Raw genomic sequence first — 24,396 nt, 5'->3', positions numbered from 1 at the left:
GGTCATCGGTAACCCGAGTTGCCGATGACCTGACCTTTTGCCGACCGCCCGTTTCGGGCGCGCGGCGCGGGGCGCGCGGCGCTAACGGGGGAGGGGGCCCGTGTAGCCGGCGCGCGCCACCTCGACGTCGGCCATGTGGGCGTCGCTCCACTCGCCCAGGGCGGCGAACACCGTCTGGAGGCTGCTGCCGAGCTCGGTGATCTCGTACTCCACGCGCGGCGGTACCTCCGCGTAGATCCCGCGCTGCACCAGGCCGTCCCGTTCGAGCTGGCGCAGGCGCTGGGTGAGTACCTTCGGCGTCACGCCGATGCGCCGCTCCAGCTCGACGAAGCGCTGGGTGCCGTGCGCCTGCAGCACCCACAGGATCGGCGTCGTCCACCGGCTGAAGACGAGGTCCACGACCGGCGCGATGGGGCAGGCGGTGGCCGGGTCGTCGTCGGGCTGTGGCGACCACGTGCTCGTGACCGGCCTCGCATTCGGCATGGCAGGCTCCAATACTTTCCTGAGGGAACCTACTGTACTCACGCTCGTAATGTCGGCGGCACGGCGGCCGCAGAGGTCGCCCGGCCCCGGTTCGGGGTCACGCCACCTCAGCCAAGGAGCACCCATGATCGTCGTCACCGGAGCCACCGGAAACATCGGCCGACCTCTGGTCGCCGAGCTCGCCCGACGGGGCCATGACGTCGCCGCCGTGTCCCGCTCGGGCGTCGCCCCGCTCGACGACCCCCGGGTCCGCGGCGAACGCGCGGACCTGGCCGACCCGGACAGCCTGCGCGCCGCCGTCGAGGGCGCGGAAGCCATGTTCCTCCTGGTGCCGGGCTCGGGCGAGCATCTGGACACCGAGCGGATCATCGGCACGGCCGCCGACGCGGGCGTGCGGCGCCTCGTCCTGCTCTCGTCGCTGGGCGCGGCCACGCGCTCCGGCTCGGTCTCGCACGGGCCCCTCGCCCAGCTCGAGAAGCTCGTGCGGGGATCGGGCCTCGACTGGACGGTGCTGCGGCCCGGGGACTTCGCCAGCAACGCGCTCGTCTGGGCTCCGTCGGTCAGCGCCGAGCGCGCCGTGCACGCGCCGTTCGGCGACGTCGCGCTGCCCGCCGTCGACCCCCACGACATCGCGGAGGTCGCGGCGGCCGCCCTGGTCGACGACGGGCACGTTGGCCGCACCTACGTGCTCACCGGTCCCGCCGCCGTCTCGCCGCGCGACCGGACGCGGGCGCTCGCCGAGGCGCTCGGCGTCCCCCTGACCTTCGTCGAGCTCACGCGCGAGGAGGCCCGGGCCGCGATGCTCGCCTACATCCCCGAGCACGTCGTCGACGGCACCCTGGCGATCCTGGGTGAGCCCCTCCCGGAGGAACAGGTGGTCAGCCCGGACGTCGAGGCGGTGCTCGGCCGCCCGGCGCGGTCGTTCGCCGACTGGGCCCGCCGGAACGTGGCTGCCTTCGAGGCCTGATCGTCGTTGGTTGTGGGCGCGATCATTGCGCCTAAGACGGGTGCGTAGCCGCAATGATCGCGCCCACAACCAACGAGTCGAGGCGGAGTCTCGCGTGACCAGATCCGTCCGCCCCGGGACCTGATCCGGCCTCCCGCCCCGACTCCCGCGCGACCAGACTGGGGTCATGAACCGAGCACTGATCGTCATCGATGTCCAGGAGTCCTTCCGTGCCCGCACGGAGTGGGCCGACACGCTCAACCCGACGGTCGCCGAGCCCGTCAACCGGCTCGTCGAGCTCGCCCGCGCCGCCGGCGACCTCGTGGTCTGGGTGCTGCACACCGAGCCTGGGTCGGGCAACGTGTTCGACCCCGAGTCCGGCCACGTCCGACTGTTCGAGGAGCTGAGCGAGCCCCGGCCCGGCGAGCCCGTGCTGCGCAAGACCTCGCACAACGCGTTCACCACGACCAACCTCCAGCAGATCCTCACCGCGCACGGCGTGGGCGAGCTGCGCATCTGCGGCATCCGGGCCGAGCAGTGCGTCGAGACCACCACGCGGGTCGGCTCCGACCTCGGCTACGACGTGACGTTCGTCAGCGACGCCACCAGCACCGACCCGCTCGGCCGGTTCAGCGCCGCCGACATCCTGGAGCGCACCGAGGCCGTGCTCCGCGGCCGCTTCGCACGCATCGCGACCGTCGCGGAGCTCGAGGCGGAGGCGGCCGGCGCCGAGCCCGGCGCGGCACCCCAGCCCGACGTGGCAGCATCGGCCGTGTGACCACCGTCGTCTTCGTGCTCCTGCCCGGGGTCCACCTGCTCGATCTCGCGGGGCCCGCGCAGGCGTTCTTCACCGCGGGGGACCTCGGCCACCGCTACGACCTGCGGTACGTGTCCGGCGCCGCGGCGTCCGGCAGTCCCGGGTCCGATGCGCCGGCCTCCGGCAGTCCTGGGGCCGACGGCGGTGTGGTCGCCTCGGCGCAGGGCCTCCCGCTCGCCGCGGACACCGCATGGCCGGCGCTGACCCCGGACGACCTCGTCGTCGTCCCCGGGTGGCGCGTCGGTGACGACCCGGCCGCCTGGCCGCGCCTGAGCGACGAGCTGCGGGAGCGGCTCGCCGCTCATCACGCTGCGGGCGGCACCGTCGCCAGCGTGTGCGCCGGGGCGGACGCCCTCGGCCAGGCCGGGCTGCTGGACGGCCGGCGCTGCACCACCCACCACGGCGTCCAGGACGACCTCGCCGCCCGACACCCGCGGGCGCACGTGGTGCGCGACGTCCTGTTCACCACCGACGGCGGCGTGGTCACATCCGCGGGCATCGCCAGCGGCATCGACCTCTCGCTGCACCTGCTCGCCATGCGGCACGGCCCGGCGCTCGCCGCGCGGGTGGCCCGGGAGATGGTGGTGTACGCGCGGCGGAACGGGACGGAGCCGCAGGCCAGCGCGATGCTGCGGCACCGGTCGCACGTCGACGACACGGTGCATCGTGCGCAGAACCACATCGACACGCACTTCGCCCGCCCCCTGCCGCTCGCCGACCTGGCCGCGCATGCCGGCGTCGCCGAGCGCACCCTGACCAGGCTGTTCACGCGGGCGGCCGGGGTGACGCCCCTGCGCTACCAGCAGATCCTGCGACTGGAGCGGGCGGAGCACCTGATCGGCCACGGCGCGACGGTCGAGTCGGCGGCCCACGCGGTCGGCTTCCAGGACGCGCGCATGCTGCGTCGCCTCCGCAGTCCGGCCGTGAGTGATCGGTAGCGGTCGTCACCCCGAGCGCCGTGCGGCCAGCGAGGACCGGCGCGACTAGCCGGACCCACCGGGGTTGGCGGTGTACAGGAGATGGACCGTTGCGCGCTGGCACGCGTCCTGGTCGGTGGCCTGGTCGGTGGCCTGGTCGGCGAAACCGATCGACGCCCCGGCGAAGGGCGCGGAACCCCCGGGGCCGAGGGTCTTGCCGACGGTCATCGTGGTGTCGATGACGCGGTAGTCGGCGGCGCTGCAGGCTCCGGCGGGTGCACCGGGCTCGGCGGTGACGTGGGTGATCTCGACCGCGACCGCGGCGACGTAGGCGCTGTCGGTTCCGTTGTTCACGACGCGCCCGGTGATGGGCGCCGGAGCGACACCGGGCGCGAGCCCTTCCATCGTGGAGGTCTGGGTCACGGTCAGCGAGTTGTCGGAGGAGTCGCAGTCCGTCGTAGCGGCCGTCGCGGCCGATCCCGGGCCGAGCACCACGACGGTGCCCATGAGCAGGACCGCGACGACCGCGGTCGCGCCCCTGCGCCGTCCGCGAGCGGCCGCGAGCAGGAGCACGGCTCCGGCGACGAGGCAGGCGATCGCGATGATCAGGATCAGGCCGAGATCGACGTCGGGGCCGGTGCGCGGCAGCAGGTCGCAGTTCATGACGTCACCGTCGCGTCGTCGTTGATCTCGTCGCCGGTCGGGGCCGGCGTGGACACGTCCTGCTCGTCCGGCACGCTCTGCTCGTCCGGCGGCGCCGTCTCCTCGACCGGTGGCGCGGTCTCGTCCGCGTCGTCCGGCACGACCGTCTCCTCGCGGGGCATCGGCGCGAGCGTGACGCCGGTGAGCGAGCTTCCGGCCATGGTGACGGTGTCGCGCGAGAGCGCCTGCCCGGTCAGTGTCGTTCCGGCGCCGAGGGTGATCGCGCCCCGGGAAAGAAGGGCGCCGGACATCGACGAGTTCGCGCCGGTTCCTGTCGCGCCGTCGGCGACCCAGAACACGTTGGCGGGCTGGGCCCCGTCGACGAGCGAGACGATGCTGCCGGCGGCGGTGTCGAAGGCAGCATCGGTCAGGAAGACGAACACGGCGTCCTGGTCGCCTTCGCCGTCCAGGGTGACGGTTCCCGTCAGAGCCAGCGCCGCGGTCCGGTGATGGACTCCCGCGTGGAAGACCTGCCCGCCCAGGTCGCCGGCGATCTCCGTGTGGGGCGCCCGTGAGGATGCCGCGTCCAGTGCTGCGAGCAGGCCCTCCTGTGCGACCGCTGCCGCGGGATCTCCCGCGTGCAGGGCCCCGTCGAAGGTTCCCGGCGGGAAGCCGGTGACCGACGTCGCGGGGCTGACGCCGAGGTCACCGCTCATCGTCGTCGCTCCGGTGTTGACGACGCCGGTGGCCGCGAGGACGGAGTACGTGGCGGCGGCTCCGAGGTCGATCGCCGGAGGGTTCACCTCGACCGTGAGGCCCTGAGAGGCGGCGGACCCGTCCCCGTTGGCGTCCCGGACCCTGGCGACGACCTCGTACCGCCCCGCGGAGAGCTCCGCTGCGGTAACCGTCCAGGTGCCGTCCACGGCCACGGTGGTGCCCAGGCTCTGGCCGTCGACGATCACGGTGACCGCACTGGACTGCGCGGCGCTGCTCGTGCCGCCGATCGTGGGCGTGGTGTCCTTGGTGACGGCCGCGGACCCGCCGTCGATGCCGATCGTGGGCGGGAGAGCTCCGGTAAACCGGATGGTGCTGGACGCCATGGTCACCGTGTCGAGCGAGAGCGCTCGGCCGATCAGCTCGGTGCTTGCGCCGAGCGTGATGGCGCCCTGGGCGAGGATCGTCCCCGAGAGGAACGAGTTCGCCCCGGTTCCTGCGGCGCCGGCGACGACCCAGAACACGTTCGATGCCTGCGCACCGTCGATGAGGTCGACCCTGCTGGCCGCGGCGGTGTTGAACGCCGCGGACGACTGGAGGACGAAGACTGCGTCGGCGTCGCCCTGCGCGTCGAGGACAAGAGTTCCGGTCACGGCCATCGCGGCCGTGCTGTGGTAGACGCCTGGTAGCAGGGTGCGACCGCCGAGGTCGCCGACCAGCTCGGCGTCCGCCGGTCGTGCGGCCAGGTTCCCGTGGGCATCGGCCAGGGCGGCCTGCGCGGCGGCAGCGTGCTCGTCGTCCGCGTGGATGTCACCGCCGACCGCCATCGGGTCGATGCCGGTGATGGCGTTGCCCGGGCTCACGCCTAGGTCGCCGCTGACCGACGTGGTGCCGGTGTTGACCACTGCTGTGGCGGCGAGGACGGAGTAGCTCTGCGCCGCTTCCAACAGGGTCGGGGCCGTCACGGTGACCGTCGCGCTGGCAGCGCTGGGGGCTGTCCACGACGCGTAGACGGCGGTCACGACATAGGTGTGTTCACCGTCGGGGGCGTTGGCGTCGTCGCAGCTGGTCCCGTCGAGCAACGAGGTAGGGCTGCTCGCGCACGCCGGGTTGGTCGACTCGTCCGTGTGCCGCGTGACGTAGTAACCCGCCGGCTGGACGGGGCCCTCGCCCGGGGTCCAGCTGACCGGGACGTCCACCCCGGCGGTCCCCGGGACCGTCACGTCGACCGGTGCGGGCAGGGTGGCGGTCGCCGCGGTCGCGGACGCCGAACCGGAGGCGCTCCAGTAGGCCGAAGCGGGCGTCGTCCCGGTGAGGACGGCCATGGCCAGGGCGAGGAGAACGGTCAGCACCGCCGCGGCGCCGGACATGGGGGCGCTGGTGCGACCGCGATGGGCCCGAGACCGTCCGGTGTGAGTGCTCATGAGCGACGATTGCGTTCTGTTGGCCGTGCACGGCAGCGGCGAGGGGGGTCGCCGCGGTCGGGCTGGTGACAGCCCGCTTGGCGCCCGGTGGCGTGCCGCCCACGGCGGCAACCCCGGGCGCCGGATCAGGAAGCGGTGAAGTGCAGCGGTACGTCCTGGCCCTGGCAGTCGTCCTGGTTAGCGGCGGTGCTGGTCAGCGTCACCGTTGCCGTCCCGTCCACTGACCCGCCGGCGAGGATCTCACCGCTGGGGTTGTCGGTGACGGTAGCCGTGTAGTCGCCGATCAGGCAGTTGCCGGCCGGCACCCAGGGGGTTCCGTCGGCGGTGGCCATCGTGACGGTGACCCCGGTCAGGTTCTGAGTTCCTTCACCGGGGTTGGTGACCGTGAAGTCGACGGTCTGCCCCGCGTTGCCCGGGGCGATCGTGCCGACGGCGGTATCGCTCGTGATCGTGAACGCGATGCTCTCGCCGGTCGTCGCCGTCCCGCTGCCGGTACCGGTGGAGGTCCAGTAGGCGAACGCGACGCCGACCCCCGTAATAGTGAGTATCGCGGCGAGAATTATGGCGATGCGTTTCCTTCCGCGATTACGGATTGTTTCCATGACGAGCTCCCCCAGGCTGATGTGCATATGGCGCGCAGCCTCGATGGGAAATCGTCAAAGGGACCGCCTCCCGGAGCGGGAGCCGCCATGTGCAACGTATCACCAGGAAATCCGCCCCTATGAAAAAGCTCTCCAGAATAGCCGGTAATGTCACGCGATGGCCCTGGCGGCGAATTTCAGTAATTGCGCCCCATTCCGGATGGCGAAAATGATCGGTGTGCGCTAAAAGGTCGCCTCGCCGACACGTTCCGCCGATCCGGCCGGCGCCGCCGCCGGTTACGCCCCCGCGCCGCCGTCCACCTGGAGGATCGCGCCCGTGACGTAGGAAGCGCGGTCGCTCAGGAGCCAGGCCGCGGCCTCGGCGATCTCCTCGGGCTGGGCCCCGCGGCGCAGCGGGATCCGGGGCGTCATCTGCTCCATCAGGCCCGGGCTGTGCTCCTCCCAGGCCTGGATCATCTCGGTGTACGTGCCGCCCGGGGACACCGCGTTGACCCGGATCCCCTCCGGCCCGTAGGTCACGGCGGCCGACTCGGTGAGGCTGTTCACGCCCCGCTTCATCGCGCCGTAGGCGGGCAGCACGGGGTTGGCCCGCAGGCTGCCGATGCTGGTGTTGTTGACGATGGCCCCCGCCCCAGCGGTCGCCCGGATGGCGTTGATCTCGGCGACCATGGCCAGCCACGGTCCGCGCAGGTTCACGGTGTAGACGCGGTCGAAGTCGGCCTCGGACACCTCGTCCAGCGGTTGGGGCGGGGTGAACGCTGCGCCGTTGTTGAACGCGACGTCCAGGCGGCCGTGCAGCTCCACCACCCGGTCGACGGCGGCGCGCACGCTGTCGGCGTCGGACAGGTCGGCGACCACGTAGTCCGCGGTGCCGCCCGCCGCCCTGACCTCCTCGGTCACGACCTTGAGCTGCGACTCCGTGCGGGCCGAGAGGACCACCGTGGCGCCCTCGCGGGCAAAGAGGCGGGCCGACGCCGCGCCGATGCCGCGGCCGGCACCGGTGATGAAGGCGACCTTGCCGGCCAGCAGGCCGGCCCCGGTCGTCGTGGGGACTGTTTCGGTGGTTGATGTGCTCATGCCGACGAGCCTGCGCCGGGCCAGGGGACCTATCCAGGCATCGCGGGTACCTGGCTACCGTCGGGGCGCCCGCCCATACTCGGGGGCATGGACAGAGCCGAGCTCGCGACCTTCCTGCGCGGCCGGCGCGAGCGGATCAGCCCCGCCGACGTCGGCCTGCCCGCAGGGCAGCGGCGTCGTACACCTGGCCTGCGCCGCGAGGAGGTGGCGCAGCTCGCGTACATCTCCACCGAGTACTACACGCGGCTGGAGCAGGCCCGCGGACCGCGCCCGTCGCGCGAGGTCGTGGGCGGTCTCGCCCGGGCGCTGCGCCTGTCCGACGCCGAGCGGAACTACCTGCACCAGCTCGCCGGCCTGCCGCCGGGCCCGCCGCCCGGACCGCCGCGCGAGGTGCGCCCGAGCGTCCAGCTCATGCTGGACCGCCTGCCGCAGGCCGCCGCGTTCGTGACCTCCGCGACCCTGGAGGTCATCGCGTGGAACGCCCTCGCGGCGGCGCTCATGGAGGACTGGTCCGCGCTGCCGCCGCGCGAGCGCAACCTCGCGCGCCGGGCCTTTCTCGGGCCGCAGGCACCGGGCGAGCGGCTGTACGGGGTGTCGGACGCCGACGAGTTCGCCCGCTCCGCCACCGCCAGGCTGCGCGTCACGGCGGCCCGGTACCCGGGCGACCCCGGGGTGACCGCGCTGATCGAGGAGCTCGCCGCGGGCAGCCCGGAGTTCGCCGAGCTGTGGGCGGCGGGCGACGTGCAGACCACCCGGACGCTGCGCAAGTCGTTCCAGCATCCGGTGGTCGGACTGGTCACCGTGAACTGCGACGCGCTCGACCTCACCGACCAGGACCAGCAGGTGGTGGTCTACACGCCCGACCCGGGATCGCCGTCCGACGAGGCGCTGCGGCTGCTGTCGGTCATCGGGACCCAGCGCATGGACGTCCCCACCTGAACCAAGCCAGCGGATCAGACCGCCAGGCCGATGGCCAGCGCTATGACGCCCAGGAGCGGGACGAGGCCCTGCTTGAGGGCCGCGCCGCGCTTCGACGGGTCCGAGACGACCAGGACCAGCGCAGCCGCGGCCATGGAGCCCGCGCCGGCGAACACGAGCGCCGCGCCCACCGCCGTCGACCCGGCTGCGGCCAGGACGATGCCCACCGCCGTCACGATCGCGAGGAAGAGGTTGTAGAAGCCCTGGTTCAGGGCCATGGGCCGCATCGCCTCGGCCTCCTGCGCCGTCATGCCGAACGTCGCGAGCGTCTTCCGGTCCGTCCAGGCGAAGGACTCCAGATAGAAGATATAGACGTGGATCAGGGCGGCGATGCCCGCGAGTACGAGTCCGGCGATCAGCACGATGGTTCCTTCTGGAGGCGGGCGTGTGATCGGCAGTATGTCAGGGGGAGGGGCGCCTCAGCGCGCCCGGCCGCCGGCCGGTTCGCCCCGATCGGAGGGGCCCGCCGGGAATACGCAGCGCGCCTTCGTGGCTCCGGTTCGTATGGAATGGGAGATGACGGCGCTGCGGCGCGAGCAGCTGTCCGCTGATGCGAGCCTGGTTCGGCCCGGCGCTCTCTGGGTCCTGGTCCTGTCCGGCGCGGTGACCCTGGAGACGGCGGGCGACCGCCGGACGATCCTGCCCGGCGACGCGGTGCTCCTCGACGCCCGGACGGCGCACCGGCTCACGGCCGACGTCGAGACCGACGTCGTGCACGGGGACCTGCGCCAAGCCGTCCCGTCCATGCCGCTGCCGAGCCCGCTGGTCCAGCGCGGGTTCGGCGAGGAGCACCGCGGCATCGTCGCTCTCGTGACGACCTGCCCCCTCTCGGTGGAGTGCAAGGTCGACCTGTTCGCGGCCGCCTACGCGAGCCTCCTCGGGACGGCGATCCTGTCGATCTGGCACCCCGCCGAGGACGGCGGCCGGGCCGACGACGGGCGCGGCCCGGCCGGCGACGCCCAGGTCGCCGAGGTGGTGGCCGCCCTCGCGGCCGAGCCGGGCGAGCCGTGGACGCTCGACCGCATGGCCGGCCTGGTGCACCTGTCGCGCTCGGCGCTGACCGAGCGGTTCCGCCGCGCGACCGGGCACAGCCCCATGCGGATGCTGCGGGAGGTGCGCATGAACCGGGCCCGCACCCTGCTCACCAAGCAGTGCCTGGCGGTCACGCATGTGGCGTTCGAGGTGGGGTACGGGTCGGTCGCCGCGTTCAGCCGGGCGTTCGCCGCGGACCACGGCCTCTCGCCGCTCGCGTGGCGTACCGCGCCCGCCTCCAGGGCGTCAGTCGCGGGGTATCCGCAGGAACGCCCAGCCGAGCCCCGCCGCCACCGCCGCTCCCGCGCCGACCAGCAGCAGCGGCCGGACGCCGTACCCGTCCAGTAGCGCGCCGCCCAGCGCGGCGCCCACGGTGATCGCCACCTGGAAGGCCGTGACGCTGAGCGACATCGCCGACTCGGTCCGGGTGGGCTCGACCCGCGCGCCCCAGAGCTGGACGACGACGGGGATCATGTTGAACGCGAAGCCCCACAGGACCACCGCGACGGTCAGCACCGGCACGGACGAGGCGTTCGCCGTGAGCACCAGGGAGATGCCGAGCGCAATTGGCGCGGCCGCGGCCAGCGGACGCAGCCAGCGCGCGAGCATCCCGGCCACGATCGTGCCCGTGACGGCGCCGACGCCCCACGCCAGCAGCATCCAGGTGGTGGCGCCGGGGTCGATGCGGTCGATCGCGAGGCGGATGTACGGGTAGGCGGCGAAGTTGCCGAAGGCGACCAGCACCACGCACCCGATGCCGGCCATCAGCCGCGTGCTGCGCAGGGCCTCGCGCAGCATCCGCAGGCCCGCAGTCGGGTGGGCCGGGACGGAGGGGAGGGCCACGGCGAGGGCGACCGCGCTGATCGCGCAGAGGACCGCGGCGCCCCCGAACGCTGCCCGCCAGCCGACGGCGTCGCCCACGACCGATCCGACCGGGACGCCGAGGACCGTGGCGATGCTGACCCCGAACGAGATCGCCGACGAGACGAGGCGGTCCTTGCCGGGGACGGCGTGGGTGCCGACGCCGAACGCGAACGACCAGTACCCGGCGATCGCGATGCCGAGCAGGAGGCGGCCGATCAGCAGCACGGCGAAGCTGGGCGCGACGGCGACCGCGAGGTTCGACAGCGTGGCGGCGGCGAGCAGGCCGAGCATCACCGTGCGGCGGTCGGTCCGGGGGAGCAGCACCGCGATGCTCGGCGCCGTGAAGGCCCCGGCGATCGCCGTCGCGGCCACGGCCAGGCCGGCCGTGCCCTCGCTCACGCCGATGTCGGCCGCGAGGCCCGGCAGGACGCTCGCGGGCAGGAACTCGCTCGCGACCAGGATCGCGATCCCGGAGGCGAGCGCGACGACAGGCGACCAGGTGGTGCGGGGCGAGGCGCTGGGTAGTGCGCCGGAGGGGCTCTCCGGCACAGAGGGCTGCATGGGCACGCCGGCCGAAGTGGTGCTCTGGGTTGGCATGTCCCCACCCTGCGCGCCCACGCAGAGCCCCACTTGATCCGCCGACGCGAGCTGTTGACCGGTCGGCCACGACGCGCGAGAACGGCTACGCGTCCGTGGGGGCGCGGGACGCGCGGTCCTGGCGGTAGGCGCGGCTGCCCGCCACGATCGACGCCGCTATCACCACGGCCGCCACGATGTACGCGATGGGGCGCACCGACGGGTCCGACGCCGCGAAGTACCCGAGCACCGTGATGAGCATGCCCCAGGTCACCGCCCCGAAGATGTTCGCCGTGAGGAACCGCAGGTAGGGCATCCCCGCGATGCCGGCGATCACCGGCACGAACACGCGCGCCCACGGCATGTAGCGCCCGATCACCACCGACCACCAGCCGAACAGCTCGTAGAACTTCTCCGTGCGCACCACCGTCGCCTGTACCCAGCGGCCCTTGCGGGAGCTCAGGTACGGCCGCCCGTACTTGCGGCCCAGCAGGAACGCGACCTGGTCGCCCGCCACGGCGGCGACGCCGACGCCGATCGCGAGCACCCAGATGTCTATGCGATCGGTGCTCCCGGCCACGATGCCCGCGCCGAACAGCAGGCCGTCCCCGGTGAGGAACGGGATGAAGACGCCGACGAAGAACGCCGTCCCGACGAACACGAGGCCCCAGACCACGAGGTAGAACGCCAGGGGTCCCAGTACGTCCAGCCAGCCGGAGACGTCGTCGGACACCGTGGTTCGGATCATCGTGGGCGTCCTCCGGTCCTCGCGGAACATGCTGGTTAGGACAGCCTAATTGCTGCGGGGCCCGCCCCGTCCGACCTGCCTCGTCCGCCCGCCCTCCCGGTCACGCCCCCGGCCGGTCGACGACCCGGGACATGACCAGCGCCGTCCGCGTCTTGACCACGTGGGTGACCGTCCGGATGCGCTCCACGGTGCGCTCGATCTCCTCCATGCTCGTGGCCATCACGTGGACTATCGCGTCGGCGTCGCCGGTCACCGTAGAGACCCGGACCACCTCGGGGATCGGCGCGAAGTCGCGCTCGAGCACCTTCGGCGAGACGATGCCCGAGCAGAAGATCTCGACGTACCCCTCGAGGATCCAGCCCATGGCCTGCGGGTCCACGCGCACGGTGAACCCGGCGATCTCCCCGCGGGCCAGCATGAGGTCCACCCGGCGCTTCACGGCGGGGGCCGAGAGGCCGACGGCGCTGCCGACCTCCTGGTAGGTGGCGCGCCCGTCGCGCAGCAGCTCTGAGACGATCGCCCGGTTCACGGCATCCATGAACGAATCGTTCAACAGACCGTGCGATTGCGCAAGAATCCGCGCCTCAATGCGCAACGGATGCGCACCCGTTGTGAATCGGCGCTCCCTTAGCCTCGCGGCATGACGCAGACCACCGCGCAGCGGACCGCCATCCCGCGGCACTACCTCATGTGCCCGCCCACGTACTTCGACGTCGTCTACGCCATCAACCCGTGGATGGACCCGTCCTCGCCCGTCGACACCGCCAAGGCCCTCGCCCAGTGGGAGGCGCTGCGGGCCGCCTACGAGGCGCGCGGCCACCGGGTCGACGTCATCGAGCCCGAGCCCGGCCTGCCCGACATGGTCTACGCGGCCAACGGCGGGATCGTCGTCGGCGGGCGGGCGCTCGCGGCCCGGTTCACGTTCCCCGAGCGCGCGGCCGAGGGGCCCGCCTACGACCGGTGGTTCGGCACGCCCGCCGCGGAGGGCTACCGCCGGCTCGGCGAGGCCGTCGAGACCATGGAGGGCGAGGGCGACCTGCTGCTCGTCGGCAAGGTGCTGCTCGCGGGCACCGGCTTCCGCACGACGCCGTCCGGCCACGCCGAGGTCGCCGAGCGCCTGGAGCTCGCCGCGCAGGGCATCGAGCTGGTCCCGCTGGAGCTCGTCGACCCGCGCTACTACCACCTCGACACGGCCCTCTCCGTGCTCGACGACGGCGCCGTCTCCGGCGAGACCGTCGTCGCCTACCACCCCGAGGCGTTCAGCCCGGCCGCGCAGGAGACCCTGCGCGCGCTGTTCCCCGACGCGATCCTGGTCGGCGCCGACGACGCCGCCGTCCTCGGCCTGAACGTCGTCTCCGACGGGCTGCACGTGTTCCTCAGCGACCGCGCCCGCGACTACGCCGACGCGCTCAAGGAGCGCGGGTTCGTGCCCGTCGGCATCGACCTGTCCGAGATCTTCAAGGGCGGCGGCTCGGTCAAGTGCTGCACGCTCGAGCTGCGCCCCGAGACCGCCGCGCCGTCCGCCGTCCCGGCGCTGACCGGTACGGCCCTCGCCACGACCGTCCTTGCCGGCGCCGTTCTTGCGGACGCCGCTGCTGCTGCCAACGAGGAGACCAAGCGATGACCACCGTCCCGTACCTCGACGTCGCCGCCACCGCCCGCTGGGTCGCCCGCCGCGGCCCCGAGGCCGCCATCGCCGCGCTGACGGACGCGCTGGAGCGCGACTTCGCGCGCTGGCCCGAGCTCGACAAGCGGCCGCGCATCGCGTCGCACTCCGCCGAGGGCGTCATCGAGCTCATGCCGACCTCGGACGCGGAGACCTACGGCTTCAAGCTGGTCAACGGGCACCCGCTGAACCCGTCGCTCGGGTTCCAGACGGTGACGGCGATCGGGATGCTCGCCGACGTCCGCAACGGCTACCCGACGTTCCTCGCCGAGATGACGCTGCTCACGGCGCTGCGCACCGCCGCGACGTCGGCGCTGGCCGCCCGCTACCTCGCGCCGGCGGAGTCCCGGACCCTGGCCCTGATCGGCTGCGGTTCGCAGGCTGAGTTCCAGGCGCTCGGCATGCGCGCGGAGCTGGGCATCGAGACGCTGCGCATCTTCGACGTCGACCGCGACGCGATGGACAAGCTGGCGCTGCACGCGAAGGCGCTCGGCTTCGACGTCGTCCTGGCCGACGACGCCGCTGACGCGGTCCGCGGCGCCGACGTCATCACGACGTGCACCGCGGACAAGCAGAACGCGACGGTGCTGCAGGACGCCGACGTGCGCGGCGGGGTGTTCATCAACGCGATCGGCGGCGACTGCCCGGGCAAGACCGAGCTGGACCCGGCGATCGTCGCGCGCGCGAGCGTGTTCGTGGAGCTCCCGGAGCAGACCCGCATCGAGGGCGAGATCCAGCGCCAGGCGCCCGACTTCCCGGTCACCGAGCTGTGGCAGGTCATCACGGGGGCGGCACAGGGGCGCCGGAGCGCCGACGAGCTGGTGGTGTGGGACTCGGTCGGGTTCGCCGTGGAGGACTGGACGGCGCTGAAGTTCGTCCTGGACGACGTGACGGCGAACGCCCCGGAGCTCCTCCAGCACCTGGACCTGATCGCGGAGCCGGAAGACCCGAAGGACCTCTTCTCCCTGGTAGCGCAGGCCTGACCCCAGAACTTCGTTGAGTGCGGGCTATTTGTTGCCTCAGGGCCCCCGAGGCAACAAATAGCCCGCACTCAACGGGTTAGAGGAGGGTGGGGGTGAGGTCCGGCTCGCTCGCGAAGGTGTGGAAGGGGTGGGTTGGGGTGGTCAGGCGGTGGTGGCCCAGGCGGAGCAGGTCCTGGTCGACGCCGCCCGGGGTGAGCATGAGCATCCAGTCCGCCGCCATGTCGTACAGGTCAGGTTCTAGGTAGCCGATCTTGACGACCACGACGTCCGTGCTGCGCGGGTCCAGGCCGATCGACGTGAAGTCGCGCTCCAGGTGGTACGGCTTGCGCCGTTCCGTCAGGATCACGCGCAGCCCGCCCACGCGGATCACGGCGACGATCCCGGCGTCCGGGTCGCCCTCGCTCACGTGCTCCACCACGCCACGCAGCCGGACCGGTCCGTGCGGGCCGTCGTCGACTCGGGCGCCGGCCTCGACGTCGACCTCGGCGTCCGCACCGTGCTCGGCCCAGGCCTTCGCGACCTCGCTCGCGGCTGCGGCGTCGGGCAGGGAGGCGTAGATCGCGGTAAGGCCGCCGTTCGCCGAAGTTCCGCCGCCTGCCGGTGGCCCGGCATCGGCCCGCGTGCCACCGTCGGGAAGGGTGACGTCCGCGGACGTGCCGGAGAAGGCCGGCTCGGCCAGCAGCCGCGCAAGCGTCCAGGTGACGTCGCCCGCGCCGCCCGCCGTCGGGTTGTCGCCCGAGTCGGACAGGAAGTACGGCCGGGCGGGGCTCGCGAGGGCGGCCGCCAGGCACTCCTCGTACGGCGCGGCGGGCGCGACGAAAGCGAAGTCGTCGCGCGCGTCCCAGTACCGCCGGCCCAGCCGCTCGGCCTCCCGCACGATCACCTCCTCGTCGTCACCCGTGACGACGACGGCGGCCCGGCAGCTCGGCTCGTCGGCCCACGCGTACCCGACCCAGAGCGCGGCGTCGAGCACGCCGGGCAGCTCGGCCACGCGGGCGACGTCCGCGTAGATCGACGCCGCGGGCTCCAGCCGCGTGCTGGTCTTCTCGCCCGGGAGCAGCACGGGGACCTGCAGCCACGCCTTCTTCGGCGCGCCGCCGGACCGCAGGCGCGAGAGCAGGTTCGACGCCGCGCGCTCCCGCGTCTCCCAGGCGTCCTCGTGCGGGGCCATCCGATAGCACGTGATCAGGTCGCTGGCCTCGGCCAGCTCGCGCGGCACGTTGCCGTGCAGGTCCATCGTGGTGCTGATCAGCGTCCCCGGCCCGACGGCGGCGCGCACGGCCGCCGCGAGGTCGGCCTCGGCGTCGTCCCGGCCGACGACGGTCATCGCGCCGTGGATGTCCAGCAGCAGGCCGTCGTACGGGCCGTGCTCGGCCTGCTGGGCGCGCAGGGTCGTGACGATCTCGTCGCGGACCGCCTCGTAGACGTCGGCGGGCACGGCGCCGCCGGGCAGGGACCGCGCGTGCAGGACGCCGCCCCAGTCCGCGGCGTCGCGCAGCGGGGCGCCGTCGGCGAGGAACGGGTAGTGCGCCACCAGCTCGCCGCCGCGGCGCAGCGTGAACGCCTCCCACCCGGAGCGGTGCGGCGAGAACGTGCTGGACTCGATCGACATGCCGGCGATCGCTACCCGCGGGCGGGTGGTCGTCATCGTGGTCCTTCCGAGGGGGCGGGCGGGGACAAGGCGGAGCGGGCTTGGGACGGGAGCGAGGCGGGCCGACGCCGTCAGCCGGCCAGGGCGTGCGGGACGAGCGCGTCCTCCAGGAGGCGGCCCACGCCCACGAGGTTCGCGTCGGCGCCCAGGGCGGACGGCGCGATCACCAGGTCGCGCGTCATGAGCGGGTGGGCGCCCTCGTAGATCTGGCTGCGGATCGCCGAGACGAACGGCTCGAGCGTGGACAGCGCGCCGCCCAGGTAGACGGCGCCGGGGTTGAAGAAGTTGACCACCGCGCACAGCACTTCGCCGAGGTGCCGCCCGGCGGTGCGGGTCAGGGTGGTCGCCACCGGTTCGGCGTCGCGAACGAGGGCGAGGACGTCGGCGGTCGCGGCGACGTCGTACCCCTGCTCGCGGAGGAGCCGCACCAGGGCCGCGCCCGAGGCGACGGTCTCCAGGCAGCCGCGGTTCCCGCACGAGCAGGGGGTGTCGCCGGCGGCGGCGATCCGTGTGTGCGTGATGTCGCCCGCCGCGCCGCCCGAGCCGCGGTGCAGCCGGTCGTCGACCAGGATCCCGGCGCCGATCGCGCTGCCCGCCTTGACCGATACCGAGTGCCGGGTGCGGCGGGGGTGCCCGAAGTGCTCGCCGACGGCCATCGCGTTCGCGTCGTTCTCGACCACGGCGGGGACGCCCAGGGCATCCTCCAGCCAGGAGCCGACGTCGAACCCCGACCAGCCCGGCATGCGCGACGGCGAGTCGAGGGCGCGGCGGGCGACGTCGACCGGGCCGGGCAGGGAGATGCCGACGCCGAGGAGGCGGCCGCCGTCGGCCCGGCTCTTCCCGGAGCCGCCCTTCCCCGAACCGCCGGCGGCGGAGCCACCCTCCCCGGCCACCTCCGCCTCAGGGCCGAGCGTGCCCGCCAGCTCCCGCAGCGCGGCCGTGACCTGCGTCAGCACCGGTTCCGGGCCGTCGGCGATCGCGAGCGCGACCTCCGTCGTCGTCGCGAGCTCGCCGCCGTGCCGCAGGATCCCGAGCCGGGCGTGCGTGCCGCCGACGTCGACGACGCCGAGGTAGCCCGTGCTGCCCGGCACGCGCAGGGCCCGGGGGCGGCGTCCGCCGCTGGACGCGCCCTCGCCCGTCTCCTCCAGGGCGCCGGACGCGAGCATCGCCTGCACCCGCTGCGACACGGTGGACGGCGCGATGCCGAGCGACTCGGCGATCTCCTTGCGGGACCGGGCGCGTCCGCTCGACACGAGCACGAGAATCTCCCGCTCGAGCCGCGGGGCGGCGACGCGGGGACGCGCGAACTGCGCCACGGGCATCCTCCCTCTCTCTTCGGGAACTCCTCGGGAACCGGTCCGGCACTTCGACCCAGAGCCGGGTCGGCACTGGGTCCCGGACTTTGGCCACACCTGGACCAACTCCTGGCACGAGTCTGCACCACGGGCACGGCAGGTCCGGGCCGCACCGCCTTTTTGCGGGGGCGAATTAACAGCCTTGTTACGGATTCCGCGTAGATGCCCGCAACTTAGTGCGTCTACGGTTCAGCATTATTCGGCCGCCGAATCAAGTCTCCAGAACCCGAGGCTCATGCATCGACGGCGCTGCAACCCAAGGAGCCTCAGATGCGCACCACGCATGCCGGACGGGCCGCGCGGCTGGCCGTCGGTGCGGCCGCCGCCGTCGCCCTCCTCGCCGGATGCTCGACGTCCTCCGGTGCGGACGGTGCGGCCGCCCGCACCGACGTGAACTACGCCCTGCCCGCCAACGCGACCCCCAACTGGATCGTGCCGCTCGGCATCGCGGGCAAGCTCGCGACGCACAACTCCGCGATCATGCGGACCCTCTGGGAGCCGCTCGTCGCGTACGACGGCTCCGAGGGCGAGGTGGGGCGGGTCGCGACGGCGGACCTCGCCGACGAGATCACGTTCTCCGACGACGGCCGCACCGCGACCATCACCCTCGACGACCGCACCTGGAGCGACGGCGAGCCCGTCACCTCCGCCGACGTGAAGTTCTGGTTCGACCTCGTCAAGGCCAACACGGACATCTGGGCCAGCTACTCCGAGGGCCGCATGCCCGACAACGTCACCGACGTCGCCACCCCCGACGACAAGACCGTCGAGCTCACCTTCGACAAGGTCTACAACCCGGAGTGGCTGCAGGCCTCTCAGCTCACCCTCATCGTGCCGCTGCCCGCGCACGCCTGGGCCAAGACCGCGGACGACGAGGAGTCCGACCCGGCGCTCGCCGAGACGGACAAGGGCGCGAAGGCGATCTTCGACTACCTCGTCACGCAGAGCGAGGACCTGTCCACCTACGCGTCCAACCCGCTGTGGCAGACCATCAACGGTCCCTACTCGCTGACCGGGTTCACCGACGCCGGCCAGGTCGAGCTGACGAAGAACGAGAAGTACGACGGCGACGACGCCGCCTCGATCGACACGGTCAACCTCCTGCCCTACACGTCCACGGACGCCGAGGTGAACGCCGTCCGCTCCGGCGCCGTCGACTACGGCTACATCCCGACGACGGGCCTGGACGCGCCGGAGCAGTACGAGCAGCTCGACTACACCGTCGAGCCGTGGGCCGGCTGGTCGATCACGTACATGCCGTACAACTTCAACCACCCCGAGATGGGCCCGGTCTTCCGCCAGCTCTACGTGCGCCAGGCACTGCAGCAGCTCGTGGACCAGGAGCAGATCTCCGACGTCATCTGGAAGGGCGCCGCGCTGCCCGGCTACGGCCCGGTGCCGCAGAACCCCGAGAGCGACTTCCTCTCCGACGAGCAGAAGGAGAACCCGTACCCGTTCGACCCGGACGCCGCGGCCGCGCTGCTGGCCGACCACGGCTGGACGGCCGGATCGGACGGCGTCCTGGAGTGCACGAGCCCTGGAACAGGCGACGACGAGTGCGGCAAGGACGTCAAGAAGGGCCAGAAGCTCGCGATCACCATCCTGTCGCAGAGCGGCTCGGCCGAGACCGACAACATGTTCGCCGAGATCAAGTCGACCTTCGACCAGGCGGGCGTCGCCGTCACCATCGAGACGGCACCGCTGAACACCGTGCTCTCGTCCATCCCCCGCTGCACGGCGGACCAGCCCGAGTGCGACTGGGAGCTGCCCTACTTCGGCACGGCCGGCAGCTGGTACTTCGGCGGCTACCCGAGCGGCGAGCGGGTGTTCGGCACGGAGGCGGCGTCGAACTTCGGCTCGTACTCCGACGACGAGTTCGACACCCTCATGCGCGACTCCACCGAGAGCACCGACGCGTCCGTGATGCGGGAGTACTCGAAGTACGGCGCCGAGAACCTCCCCGTCATGTGGCTGCCGAACCCCGTCTACCAGGTCTCGGTGATCAAGGACGGGCTGGAGGGCACCACGCAGGACCCGCTCGCCAGCTTCCACCCGCAGCGCTGGAGCTGGGCCGGCTGACATGACGACAGCCATACCCGCGCAATCTCCCGCAGGATCCGGGGTCGCCGCGCCCGTGCCCGTCAGGGCGCAGCGCGGCGGCTTCGGCCGCTTCCTGATCCGGCGCGTGCTGCAGGCGCTCGCCGTGGTCCTCGTGGTCAGCGTGATCGTGTTCGCGCTGCTGCACGCGTTGCCGGGCGGCCCGGCCCGCGGCGTCCTCGGCCAGCAGGCCACGCCCGAGCAGATCGCGGCGTTCGAGGCCGCCAACGGCCTGGACCAGCCCGTCGTCCTGCAGTACCTCTCGTTCCTCGGGCGCTCCCTGACCGGGGACCTCGGGGAGTCGTACCTGCTGAACCAGTCCGTCGCCGACGCGATAGGCCTGCGCCTGCCCAAGACGCTGCTGCTGACCGGCCTGTCGCTCGTCGTCGCGGTGATCATCGCGGTGCCGGTAGGCGTCTACCAGGCGGTACGCCGCAACCGGGCCGTCGACTACTGGCTCTCCACCCTCGCGATCGTCGCCTACTCGACCCCCACGTTCTTCCTCGGGATGCTCCTCATCCTCCTGCTCAGCCAGGGCGCCGGGCTGTTCCCCGCGGCCGCGCCGCAGGGCAACGGGATCCTGGAGGTGCTGTCCCAGCCGGCCGGCCTCGTGCTGCCCGTGCTCACGGGCGCCGTGCCGATCGTCGCGACGTTCAGCCGCTACATGCGGTCCTCGACCCTGGACAACCTCGGCGAGGACTACGTCCGCACCGCCCGCGCCAAGGGCACCGCCTACCGCGACGTCGTCGTCAAGCACGTGCTGCGCAACTCGCTGACGCCGGTCGTCGCGATGCTCGGCTACTACCTGCCCGTCATGTTCGGGGGCGCGCTCGTCGTGGAGCAGCTGTTCAACTACCCCGGCATGGGCCTGCTGTTCTGGAGCGCCGCGCAGAGCAGCGACTTCCCGGTGCTGCTCGGCTGCGTGCTCGTCATCTCGGTGGCCACCGTGGTCGGCTCCCTGCTGGCCGACGTCGTCCAGGCGCTCCTGGACCCGCGCACCCGGGGGGCCTTGAGATGACCGCGCTGCGGCGGTTCGCCACCAACCGGCTGGCCGTGGTGGGCGCGGTGGCGCTCGCGATCCTCGTCCTGTTCGCCGTGCTGGGCCCGTTCGTGTACCCGACGGAGCAGGTGGCGACCGACCTCGGCGCCGCCAACCTGCCGCCCGGCGTCGACGGGCACCCCCTGGGCACGGACGCGCTCGGCTACGACAACCTGGGCCGGCTCATGGTCGCCGGCCGGGTGTCGCTTCTGGTCGGGGTCCTGGCCGGGGCGCTCGCCACGGTGGTCGGCACCCTCTGGGGCGCGGTCGCCGGGTACGTGGGCGGCGTCGTGGACGCCGTCATGATGCGGGTGGTCGACGCCGGCATCGCCATCCCGGCGATCTTCCTGCTGCTGGTCCTCTCCACGATCGTGCGGCCCACGGTCGGCATGATGATCGTCGTGCTCGGCCTGGTGTCCTGGCTCGTGCCGGCCCGGCTGATCCGGGCGGAGGCGCTGTCGGTCAAGACCCGCGACTACGTCGTGGCCGCCCGCGCGATGGGTGCCACGCACCGCCGCACCGTCCTGTCGCACGTCATCCCGAACACCGTGGGCACCGTGGTGGTGAACGCGACCTTCCAGGTCGCCGACGCCATCCTGCTCGTCGCCTACATCAGCTTCCTCGGGATGGGCATCCAGCCGCCCACCACCGACTGGGGCGCGATGCTCAACGACGGCATCAACTACATCTACCAGGGCGCGTGGTGGCTCATCCTGCCGCCGGGCCTCGCGATAGTCGTCGTCGTGTGCGCCCTGAACTTCGTGGGTGACGGGCTGCGGGACGTCGTCGACGTGAAGGGGAGGACGGCATGAGCACGCCCGCATCCGGGCCTGGCCGGGAGGCGCCGTCCGACGACGTCGTCCTGCGCATCCGGGACCTGAACGTCACCTTCGCCACCGGCTCCGGCGACGTGCCCGCCGTCCGCGGCATCGACCTGGAGGTGCGGCGCGGCCGGGTGGTCGCCCTGGTGGGCGAGTCGGGTTCGGGCAAGAGCGTCACGTCGCTCTCCGTGCTGGGGCTGCTGCCGTCGACGGCGCGCGTCACCGGCTCGGTCGAGCTGTTCGACGGCGGTGGGCCGCGCGACGTCGTCGCCGCACCCGAGGACGAGCTCGTCGATCTGCGGGGCCGCGTGGCGTCCATGGTCTTCCAGGAGCCGATGACGGCGCTCAACCCGACCATGACCCTGGGCGACCAGATCGCCGAGGCCGTGCTCAACCACGAGCGCGTGCCTCCCGCGGCCGCCCGGGAACGGGCCGTGGAGCTGCTCCGGTCCGTCGGGATCCCCGAGCCGGAGCGGCGCGCGCGGCAGTACCCGCACGAGCTGTCCGGCGGGCAGCGGCAGCGCGTAGTCATCGCGATCGCGCTGGCCTGCGAGCCGCGGCTGATCGTCGCCGACGAGCCGACGACGGCGCTCGACGTCACCGTGCAGGCCGAGATCCTCGACCTGCTGCGGGAGCTGGTCGCGGAGCGGGGCACGGCGTTGCTGCTGGTCACGCACAACATGGGCGTGGTGGCCGACATCGCCGACGAGGTGGCCGTCATGAGCGGCGGCCTGGTCGTCGAGCACGGGCTGGTGGAGCAGGTGCTGCTCGACCCTGCGCACGAGTACACGCGTGAGCTGCTCGACGCCGTCCCGGCGGCGCCTCCGGCGAGCTCGCATCGGTGGTCGAGCTTGTCGAGACCTGGTTCGACGAACGGTGACAGGGTCTCGACAGGCTCGACCGGCGGTGGTGGCTCGACGAACGGTGTCGGCTCGGCCAGCGACCGGGAGGTCGTGCTCGATCTGCGGGGCGTCAGCCTCGACTATCGCGTGCAGGGCCGGCACGTCCGCGCGGTCGAGGGCCTCGACCTGACCCTGCGCGCGGGCGAGATGCTGGGCCTGGTCGGCGAGTCCGGCTCGGGCAAGTCGACGGCGGGGCGTGCGTGCCTCGGCCTGCTGACGCCGTCCGAGGGCGAGGTGCTGCTGCTCGGCACGTCCGTGGCCAGGTCCCGCGGCCGCGCGCGCCGGCGCCTGCTGGCCGACGTCGGCGTCGTGTTCCAGGACCCGGGCGCCTCGCTGGACCCGCGCAAGCTCGTGGGCGAGTCGATAGCGGAGCCGCTGGCCATCCACGGCCGCGACGGGCGGCGGCTGTCCCTGGCCGAGCGCCGGGCGCGGGTGCGCGAGCTGCTGGACGCGGTGCGCCTGCCCGCCGGCGCGGAGCGCCGCTACCCGCACGAGTTCTCCGGCGGCCAGCGGCAGCGCATCGGGCTGGCGCGCGCCCTGGCGCTGCGCCCGCGTCTGCTGGTCGCCGACGAGCCGACGAGCGCCCTCGACGTCTCCGTGCAGGCCGAGGTGTTGCAGGTGCTGCGCGACCTGCACGACGAGCTGGGGTTCGGCTGCCTGTTCATCAGTCACGATCTCGGCGTCGTGCACGAGCTGACCGATCGCGTGGCCGTGCTGCGGGCCGGGCGTCTCGTCGAGAGCGGACCGACGGCCGAGGTGTTCAGCGCGCCGCGCGAGCTGTACACGGCGGAGCTGCTGGCGTCCGTCCCGACGCCGGACCCGGCGGCGCAGCGTGAGCGGCGCGAGGCCCGGCACCGGCTCGTGTCGAGTGCTGCGTCCGGCGCTGTTCCCGAGTCTGGGGCTGGTCCGGCGGCCGGCTCTGTGTCTGGTCCTGTCCCCGGCTCCGGCGCCGCCCGATGACGGACGCGCCCACCGCGGGCGTCGACATCGGCGGCACCAAGATCCGGGCCGCCGTCGTCACGTCCGGTGGCGAGGTGCTCGCCTCGGCGACCGCGCCGACGCCGTCGGGCGGCCAGGCGATGCTCGACGTCGCCGCCGGGCTGGTCCGACGCGCGACGGCCGCGGCGGGGGTGCGGGTGGCTGCTGTCGGCGTCGGCGCGGCCGGCGTCGTCGACCCCGGGACGGGCGAGGTGCTCGCCGCGAGCGACACCTTTGCCGGATGGGTCGGCACCGACGTGCGCACCGGCCTCGGGGCGCGGACGGGCCTGCCGGTCGTCGTCGCGAACGACGTCGACTCGTTCCTCGTGGGCGAGGCGACCTGGGGCGCCGTCCGCGGGGTCGGGTCGGCGGCGGGCGTTGCGCTCGGCACCGGCGTCGGGGGAGCGCTGTGGCTCGACGGCGCGCTGTACCGCGGTGCGGGAGCGGCCGGCGAGATCGGGCACATGCCCGGGTTCGGTGACGCGAGGTGCACGTGCGGGCAGCGCGGACACCTGGAGACGCTGGCGTCGGGCCGGTCGGTGGAGCGCCGGTACGCGGAGCTGGGTGGGGCGGACGCCGGGGGTGTCACGGCCGCGGAGATCGAGTCCCGGGCGCGCGCCGGGGACGAGGTGGCGGTCCGGGTGCTCGCCGACGCCGGCCACGCCGTCGGCTCGGCGGTCCTCGTGCTGGCGGCGCTGCTCGACGTCGGGCACGTGGTGGTGGGCGGGGGCCTGGCCCGCGCCTGGGACCTGCTGGAACCCGCGCTGCTGGCCCGGCTGCGGGACGAGCCGCCCGTGTCAGGGCACGTGATCGAGGTGCGCCCGGCGGTCCTCGGCGGGGACGCGACGGTCGTGGGCGCCGCGGCCCTCGCGCGACGGCTGTAGCTGCCGTCGACGTGCGGGAGCTCTTGCCGTCCCACGGCACGGCAAGGTCCGCTCCCAGCACACGATTGCGCATGCTTCTGGGCGTTGGAGCAAGCCCAAGCGTGTGATGGAAGCGGACCTGTGCCCGGCCGGGCGGAACGCGGACGGGGCCCCCCCGCGGGGTGGGGGGGGGCGCCGGGCGGGGGGCCGCAGAGGGGGTA

At 73.0% G+C, this 24,396-nt stretch carries 23 protein-coding genes; 12 read left to right on the top strand and 11 right to left on the bottom strand.

Annotation, left to right across the window (positions count from 1 at the left end):
- Window positions 1-81: 81 nt before the first annotated feature.
- Window positions 82-483, bottom strand: a complete 402-nt coding sequence (locus ACFT2C_RS25955; protein WP_377209983.1) for a winged helix-turn-helix transcriptional regulator — start codon at window positions 481-483, stop codon at window positions 82-84.
- 124 nt (window positions 484-607) lie between these two features.
- Between ACFT2C_RS25955 and ACFT2C_RS25950 the strand changes: the two genes are divergently transcribed.
- The 3 genes from ACFT2C_RS25950 to ACFT2C_RS25940 all read left to right on the top strand — a co-directional run bounded on the left by ACFT2C_RS25950 (window position 608) and on the right by ACFT2C_RS25940 (window position 3,184).
- Window positions 608-1,450: an NAD(P)H-binding protein gene (locus tag ACFT2C_RS25950; RefSeq protein ID WP_377209982.1), complete on the top strand. Its 843-nt coding sequence runs from the start codon at window positions 608-610 to the stop codon at window positions 1,448-1,450.
- Window positions 1,451-1,616: 166 nt separating this feature from the next.
- Entirely contained in the window at window positions 1,617-2,207 is a 591-nt protein-coding gene (locus ACFT2C_RS25945; RefSeq protein WP_377209981.1) for a cysteine hydrolase family protein, read from the top strand.
- Window positions 2,204-3,184, top strand: coding sequence for a GlxA family transcriptional regulator (locus ACFT2C_RS25940; protein ID WP_377209980.1), 981 nt, complete (start codon window positions 2,204-2,206; stop codon window positions 3,182-3,184). Before ACFT2C_RS25945 ends, ACFT2C_RS25940 begins: the two co-directional genes overlap by 4 nt.
- 45 nt (window positions 3,185-3,229) lie before the next feature.
- Here the strand turns inward: ACFT2C_RS25940 and ACFT2C_RS25935 are convergent, their stop codons facing one another.
- From ACFT2C_RS25935 to ACFT2C_RS25920, 4 genes are all read right to left on the bottom strand, one after another.
- Window positions 3,230-3,826 (bottom strand): hypothetical protein, encoded by a 597-nt coding sequence (locus ACFT2C_RS25935; RefSeq protein ID WP_377209979.1) that lies wholly within the window; start codon window positions 3,824-3,826, stop codon window positions 3,230-3,232.
- On the bottom strand, window positions 3,823-5,889 hold the full coding sequence (locus ACFT2C_RS25930; RefSeq protein ID WP_377209978.1) for an ice-binding family protein: 2,067 nt from the start codon (window positions 5,887-5,889) through the stop codon (window positions 3,823-3,825). The genes ACFT2C_RS25935 and ACFT2C_RS25930 overlap by 4 nt, the downstream gene beginning before the upstream one ends.
- A 179-nt stretch (window positions 5,890-6,068) precedes the next feature.
- Entirely contained in the window at window positions 6,069-6,545 is a 477-nt protein-coding gene (locus ACFT2C_RS25925; RefSeq protein ID WP_377209977.1) for a hypothetical protein, read from the bottom strand.
- A gap of 276 nt (window positions 6,546-6,821) precedes the next feature.
- Entirely contained in the window at window positions 6,822-7,622 is an 801-nt protein-coding gene (locus ACFT2C_RS25920; RefSeq protein WP_377209976.1) for an SDR family NAD(P)-dependent oxidoreductase, read from the bottom strand.
- A gap of 87 nt (window positions 7,623-7,709) precedes the next feature.
- Between ACFT2C_RS25920 and ACFT2C_RS25915 the strand changes: the two genes are divergently transcribed.
- On the top strand, window positions 7,710-8,561 hold the full coding sequence (locus ACFT2C_RS25915; RefSeq protein ID WP_377209975.1) for a helix-turn-helix transcriptional regulator: 852 nt from the start codon (window positions 7,710-7,712) through the stop codon (window positions 8,559-8,561).
- A 14-nt stretch (window positions 8,562-8,575) separates the two neighbouring features.
- Here ACFT2C_RS25915 and ACFT2C_RS25910 read toward each other — a convergent pair whose 3' ends face one another.
- Window positions 8,576-8,962 (bottom strand): DUF1304 domain-containing protein, encoded by a 387-nt coding sequence (locus ACFT2C_RS25910; protein ID WP_377209974.1) that lies wholly within the window; start codon window positions 8,960-8,962, stop codon window positions 8,576-8,578.
- A gap of 154 nt (window positions 8,963-9,116) precedes the next feature.
- Between ACFT2C_RS25910 and ACFT2C_RS25905 the strand changes: the two genes are divergently transcribed.
- Window positions 9,117-9,980 (top strand): helix-turn-helix domain-containing protein, encoded by an 864-nt coding sequence (locus ACFT2C_RS25905; RefSeq protein ID WP_377209973.1) that lies wholly within the window; start codon window positions 9,117-9,119, stop codon window positions 9,978-9,980.
- Here ACFT2C_RS25905 and ACFT2C_RS25900 read toward each other — a convergent pair.
- From ACFT2C_RS25900 to ACFT2C_RS25890, 3 genes are all read right to left on the bottom strand, one after another.
- A complete protein-coding gene (locus ACFT2C_RS25900) occupies window positions 9,879-11,093 on the bottom strand; it encodes an MFS transporter (RefSeq protein WP_377209972.1) in 1,215 nt (404 codons plus the stop codon). The genes ACFT2C_RS25905 and ACFT2C_RS25900 overlap by 102 nt on opposite strands.
- 85 nt (window positions 11,094-11,178) lie before the next feature.
- Window positions 11,179-11,820 carry a DedA family protein gene (locus ACFT2C_RS25895; RefSeq protein ID WP_377209971.1) on the bottom strand — a complete coding sequence of 214 codons (642 nt, stop codon included), beginning with the start codon at window positions 11,818-11,820 and terminating at the stop codon, window positions 11,179-11,181.
- Window positions 11,821-11,920: 100 nt separating this feature from the next.
- Window positions 11,921-12,358 carry an Lrp/AsnC family transcriptional regulator gene (locus ACFT2C_RS25890; RefSeq protein ID WP_377209970.1) on the bottom strand — a complete coding sequence of 146 codons (438 nt, stop codon included), beginning with the start codon at window positions 12,356-12,358 and terminating at the stop codon, window positions 11,921-11,923.
- A gap of 102 nt (window positions 12,359-12,460) precedes the next feature.
- On the opposite strand from ACFT2C_RS25890, the gene ddaH reads away from it, so the two are divergent.
- Both ddaH and ACFT2C_RS25880 read left to right on the top strand, forming a co-directional pair.
- A complete protein-coding gene (gene ddaH / locus ACFT2C_RS25885) occupies window positions 12,461-13,444 on the top strand; it encodes a dimethylargininase (protein WP_377209969.1) in 984 nt (327 codons plus the stop codon).
- Window positions 13,441-14,469 carry an ornithine cyclodeaminase gene (locus tag ACFT2C_RS25880; protein WP_377209968.1) on the top strand — a complete coding sequence of 343 codons (1,029 nt, stop codon included), beginning with the start codon at window positions 13,441-13,443 and terminating at the stop codon, window positions 14,467-14,469. The genes ddaH and ACFT2C_RS25880 overlap by 4 nt, the downstream gene beginning before the upstream one ends.
- 76 nt (window positions 14,470-14,545) lie before the next feature.
- Here ACFT2C_RS25880 and ACFT2C_RS25875 read toward each other — a convergent pair whose 3' ends face one another.
- Window positions 14,546-16,117: a M81 family metallopeptidase gene (locus ACFT2C_RS25875; protein ID WP_377209967.1), complete on the bottom strand. Its 1,572-nt coding sequence runs from the start codon at window positions 16,115-16,117 to the stop codon at window positions 14,546-14,548.
- Window positions 16,118-16,191: 74 nt separating this feature from the next.
- Window positions 16,192-17,436, bottom strand: a complete 1,245-nt coding sequence (locus tag ACFT2C_RS25870) for an ROK family protein (RefSeq protein ID WP_377209966.1) — start codon at window positions 17,434-17,436, stop codon at window positions 16,192-16,194.
- A gap of 309 nt (window positions 17,437-17,745) precedes the next feature.
- Here ACFT2C_RS25870 and ACFT2C_RS25865 point away from each other — a divergent pair, with 309 nt between their 5' ends.
- The 5 genes from ACFT2C_RS25865 to ACFT2C_RS25845 are packed head-to-tail and all read left to right on the top strand — an operon-like array spanning window position 17,746 to window position 24,196.
- Entirely contained in the window at window positions 17,746-19,554 is a 1,809-nt protein-coding gene (locus ACFT2C_RS25865; protein WP_377209965.1) for a peptide ABC transporter substrate-binding protein, read from the top strand.
- A gap of 1 nt (window position 19,555) precedes the next feature.
- The gene (locus tag ACFT2C_RS25860) at window positions 19,556-20,590 is read left to right on the top strand and encodes an ABC transporter permease (RefSeq protein ID WP_377209964.1); all 1,035 of its coding nucleotides are present in this window, start codon (window positions 19,556-19,558) and stop codon (window positions 20,588-20,590) included.
- On the top strand, window positions 20,587-21,423 hold the full coding sequence (locus ACFT2C_RS25855) for an ABC transporter permease (RefSeq protein ID WP_377209963.1): 837 nt from the start codon (window positions 20,587-20,589) through the stop codon (window positions 21,421-21,423). Before ACFT2C_RS25860 ends, ACFT2C_RS25855 begins: the two co-directional genes overlap by 4 nt.
- Complete coding sequence (locus tag ACFT2C_RS25850; RefSeq protein ID WP_377209962.1) at window positions 21,420-23,294, top strand: dipeptide ABC transporter ATP-binding protein; 1,875 nt, start codon at window positions 21,420-21,422, stop codon at window positions 23,292-23,294. Before ACFT2C_RS25855 ends, ACFT2C_RS25850 begins: the two co-directional genes overlap by 4 nt.
- The gene (locus ACFT2C_RS25845; protein ID WP_377209961.1) at window positions 23,291-24,196 is read left to right on the top strand and encodes an ROK family protein; all 906 of its coding nucleotides are present in this window, start codon (window positions 23,291-23,293) and stop codon (window positions 24,194-24,196) included. The genes ACFT2C_RS25850 and ACFT2C_RS25845 overlap by 4 nt, the downstream gene beginning before the upstream one ends.
- Window positions 24,197-24,396 lie beyond the last annotated feature (200 nt).

This window comes from Promicromonospora sp. NPDC057138, assembly GCF_042670845.1.
Lineage (GTDB): Bacteria > Actinomycetota > Actinomycetes > Actinomycetales > Cellulomonadaceae > Promicromonospora.
Note: the sequence above shows the minus strand (reverse complement) of the source record. Positions and strands in the feature narration are given on the sequence as shown.

Coding starts and splice junctions, on each gene's coding strand:
- ACFT2C_RS25915 (WP_377209975.1), top strand. CDS start 7,710: ATGGACAGAGCCGAGCTCGCGACCTTCCTGCGCGGCCGGCGCGAGCGG.
- ACFT2C_RS25845 (WP_377209961.1), top strand. CDS start 23,291: ATGACGGACGCGCCCACCGCGGGCGTCGACATCGGCGGCACCAAGATC.
- ACFT2C_RS25880 (WP_377209968.1), top strand. CDS start 13,441: ATGACCACCGTCCCGTACCTCGACGTCGCCGCCACCGCCCGCTGGGTC.
- ACFT2C_RS25890 (WP_377209970.1), bottom strand. CDS start 12,358: ATGGATGCCGTGAACCGGGCGATCGTCTCAGAGCTGCTGCGCGACGGG.
- ACFT2C_RS25920 (WP_377209976.1), bottom strand. CDS start 7,622: ATGAGCACATCAACCACCGAAACAGTCCCCACGACGACCGGGGCCGGC.
- ddaH (WP_377209969.1), top strand. CDS start 12,461: ATGACGCAGACCACCGCGCAGCGGACCGCCATCCCGCGGCACTACCTC.
- ACFT2C_RS25950 (WP_377209982.1), top strand. CDS start 608: ATGATCGTCGTCACCGGAGCCACCGGAAACATCGGCCGACCTCTGGTC.
- ACFT2C_RS25930 (WP_377209978.1), bottom strand. CDS start 5,889: ATGTCCGGCGCCGCGGCGGTGCTGACCGTTCTCCTCGCCCTGGCCATG.
- ACFT2C_RS25905 (WP_377209973.1), top strand. CDS start 9,117: ATGACGGCGCTGCGGCGCGAGCAGCTGTCCGCTGATGCGAGCCTGGTT.
- ACFT2C_RS25900 (WP_377209972.1), bottom strand. CDS start 11,093: ATGCCAACCCAGAGCACCACTTCGGCCGGCGTGCCCATGCAGCCCTCT.
- ACFT2C_RS25865 (WP_377209965.1), top strand. CDS start 17,746: ATGCGCACCACGCATGCCGGACGGGCCGCGCGGCTGGCCGTCGGTGCG.
- ACFT2C_RS25895 (WP_377209971.1), bottom strand. CDS start 11,820: ATGATCCGAACCACGGTGTCCGACGACGTCTCCGGCTGGCTGGACGTA.
- ACFT2C_RS25945 (WP_377209981.1), top strand. CDS start 1,617: ATGAACCGAGCACTGATCGTCATCGATGTCCAGGAGTCCTTCCGTGCC.
- ACFT2C_RS25875 (WP_377209967.1), bottom strand. CDS start 16,117: ATGACGACCACCCGCCCGCGGGTAGCGATCGCCGGCATGTCGATCGAG.
- ACFT2C_RS25850 (WP_377209962.1), top strand. CDS start 21,420: ATGAGCACGCCCGCATCCGGGCCTGGCCGGGAGGCGCCGTCCGACGAC.
- ACFT2C_RS25925 (WP_377209977.1), bottom strand. CDS start 6,545: ATGGAAACAATCCGTAATCGCGGAAGGAAACGCATCGCCATAATTCTC.
- ACFT2C_RS25935 (WP_377209979.1), bottom strand. CDS start 3,826: ATGAACTGCGACCTGCTGCCGCGCACCGGCCCCGACGTCGATCTCGGC.
- ACFT2C_RS25860 (WP_377209964.1), top strand. CDS start 19,556: ATGACGACAGCCATACCCGCGCAATCTCCCGCAGGATCCGGGGTCGCC.
- ACFT2C_RS25855 (WP_377209963.1), top strand. CDS start 20,587: ATGACCGCGCTGCGGCGGTTCGCCACCAACCGGCTGGCCGTGGTGGGC.
- ACFT2C_RS25955 (WP_377209983.1), bottom strand. CDS start 483: ATGCCGAATGCGAGGCCGGTCACGAGCACGTGGTCGCCACAGCCCGAC.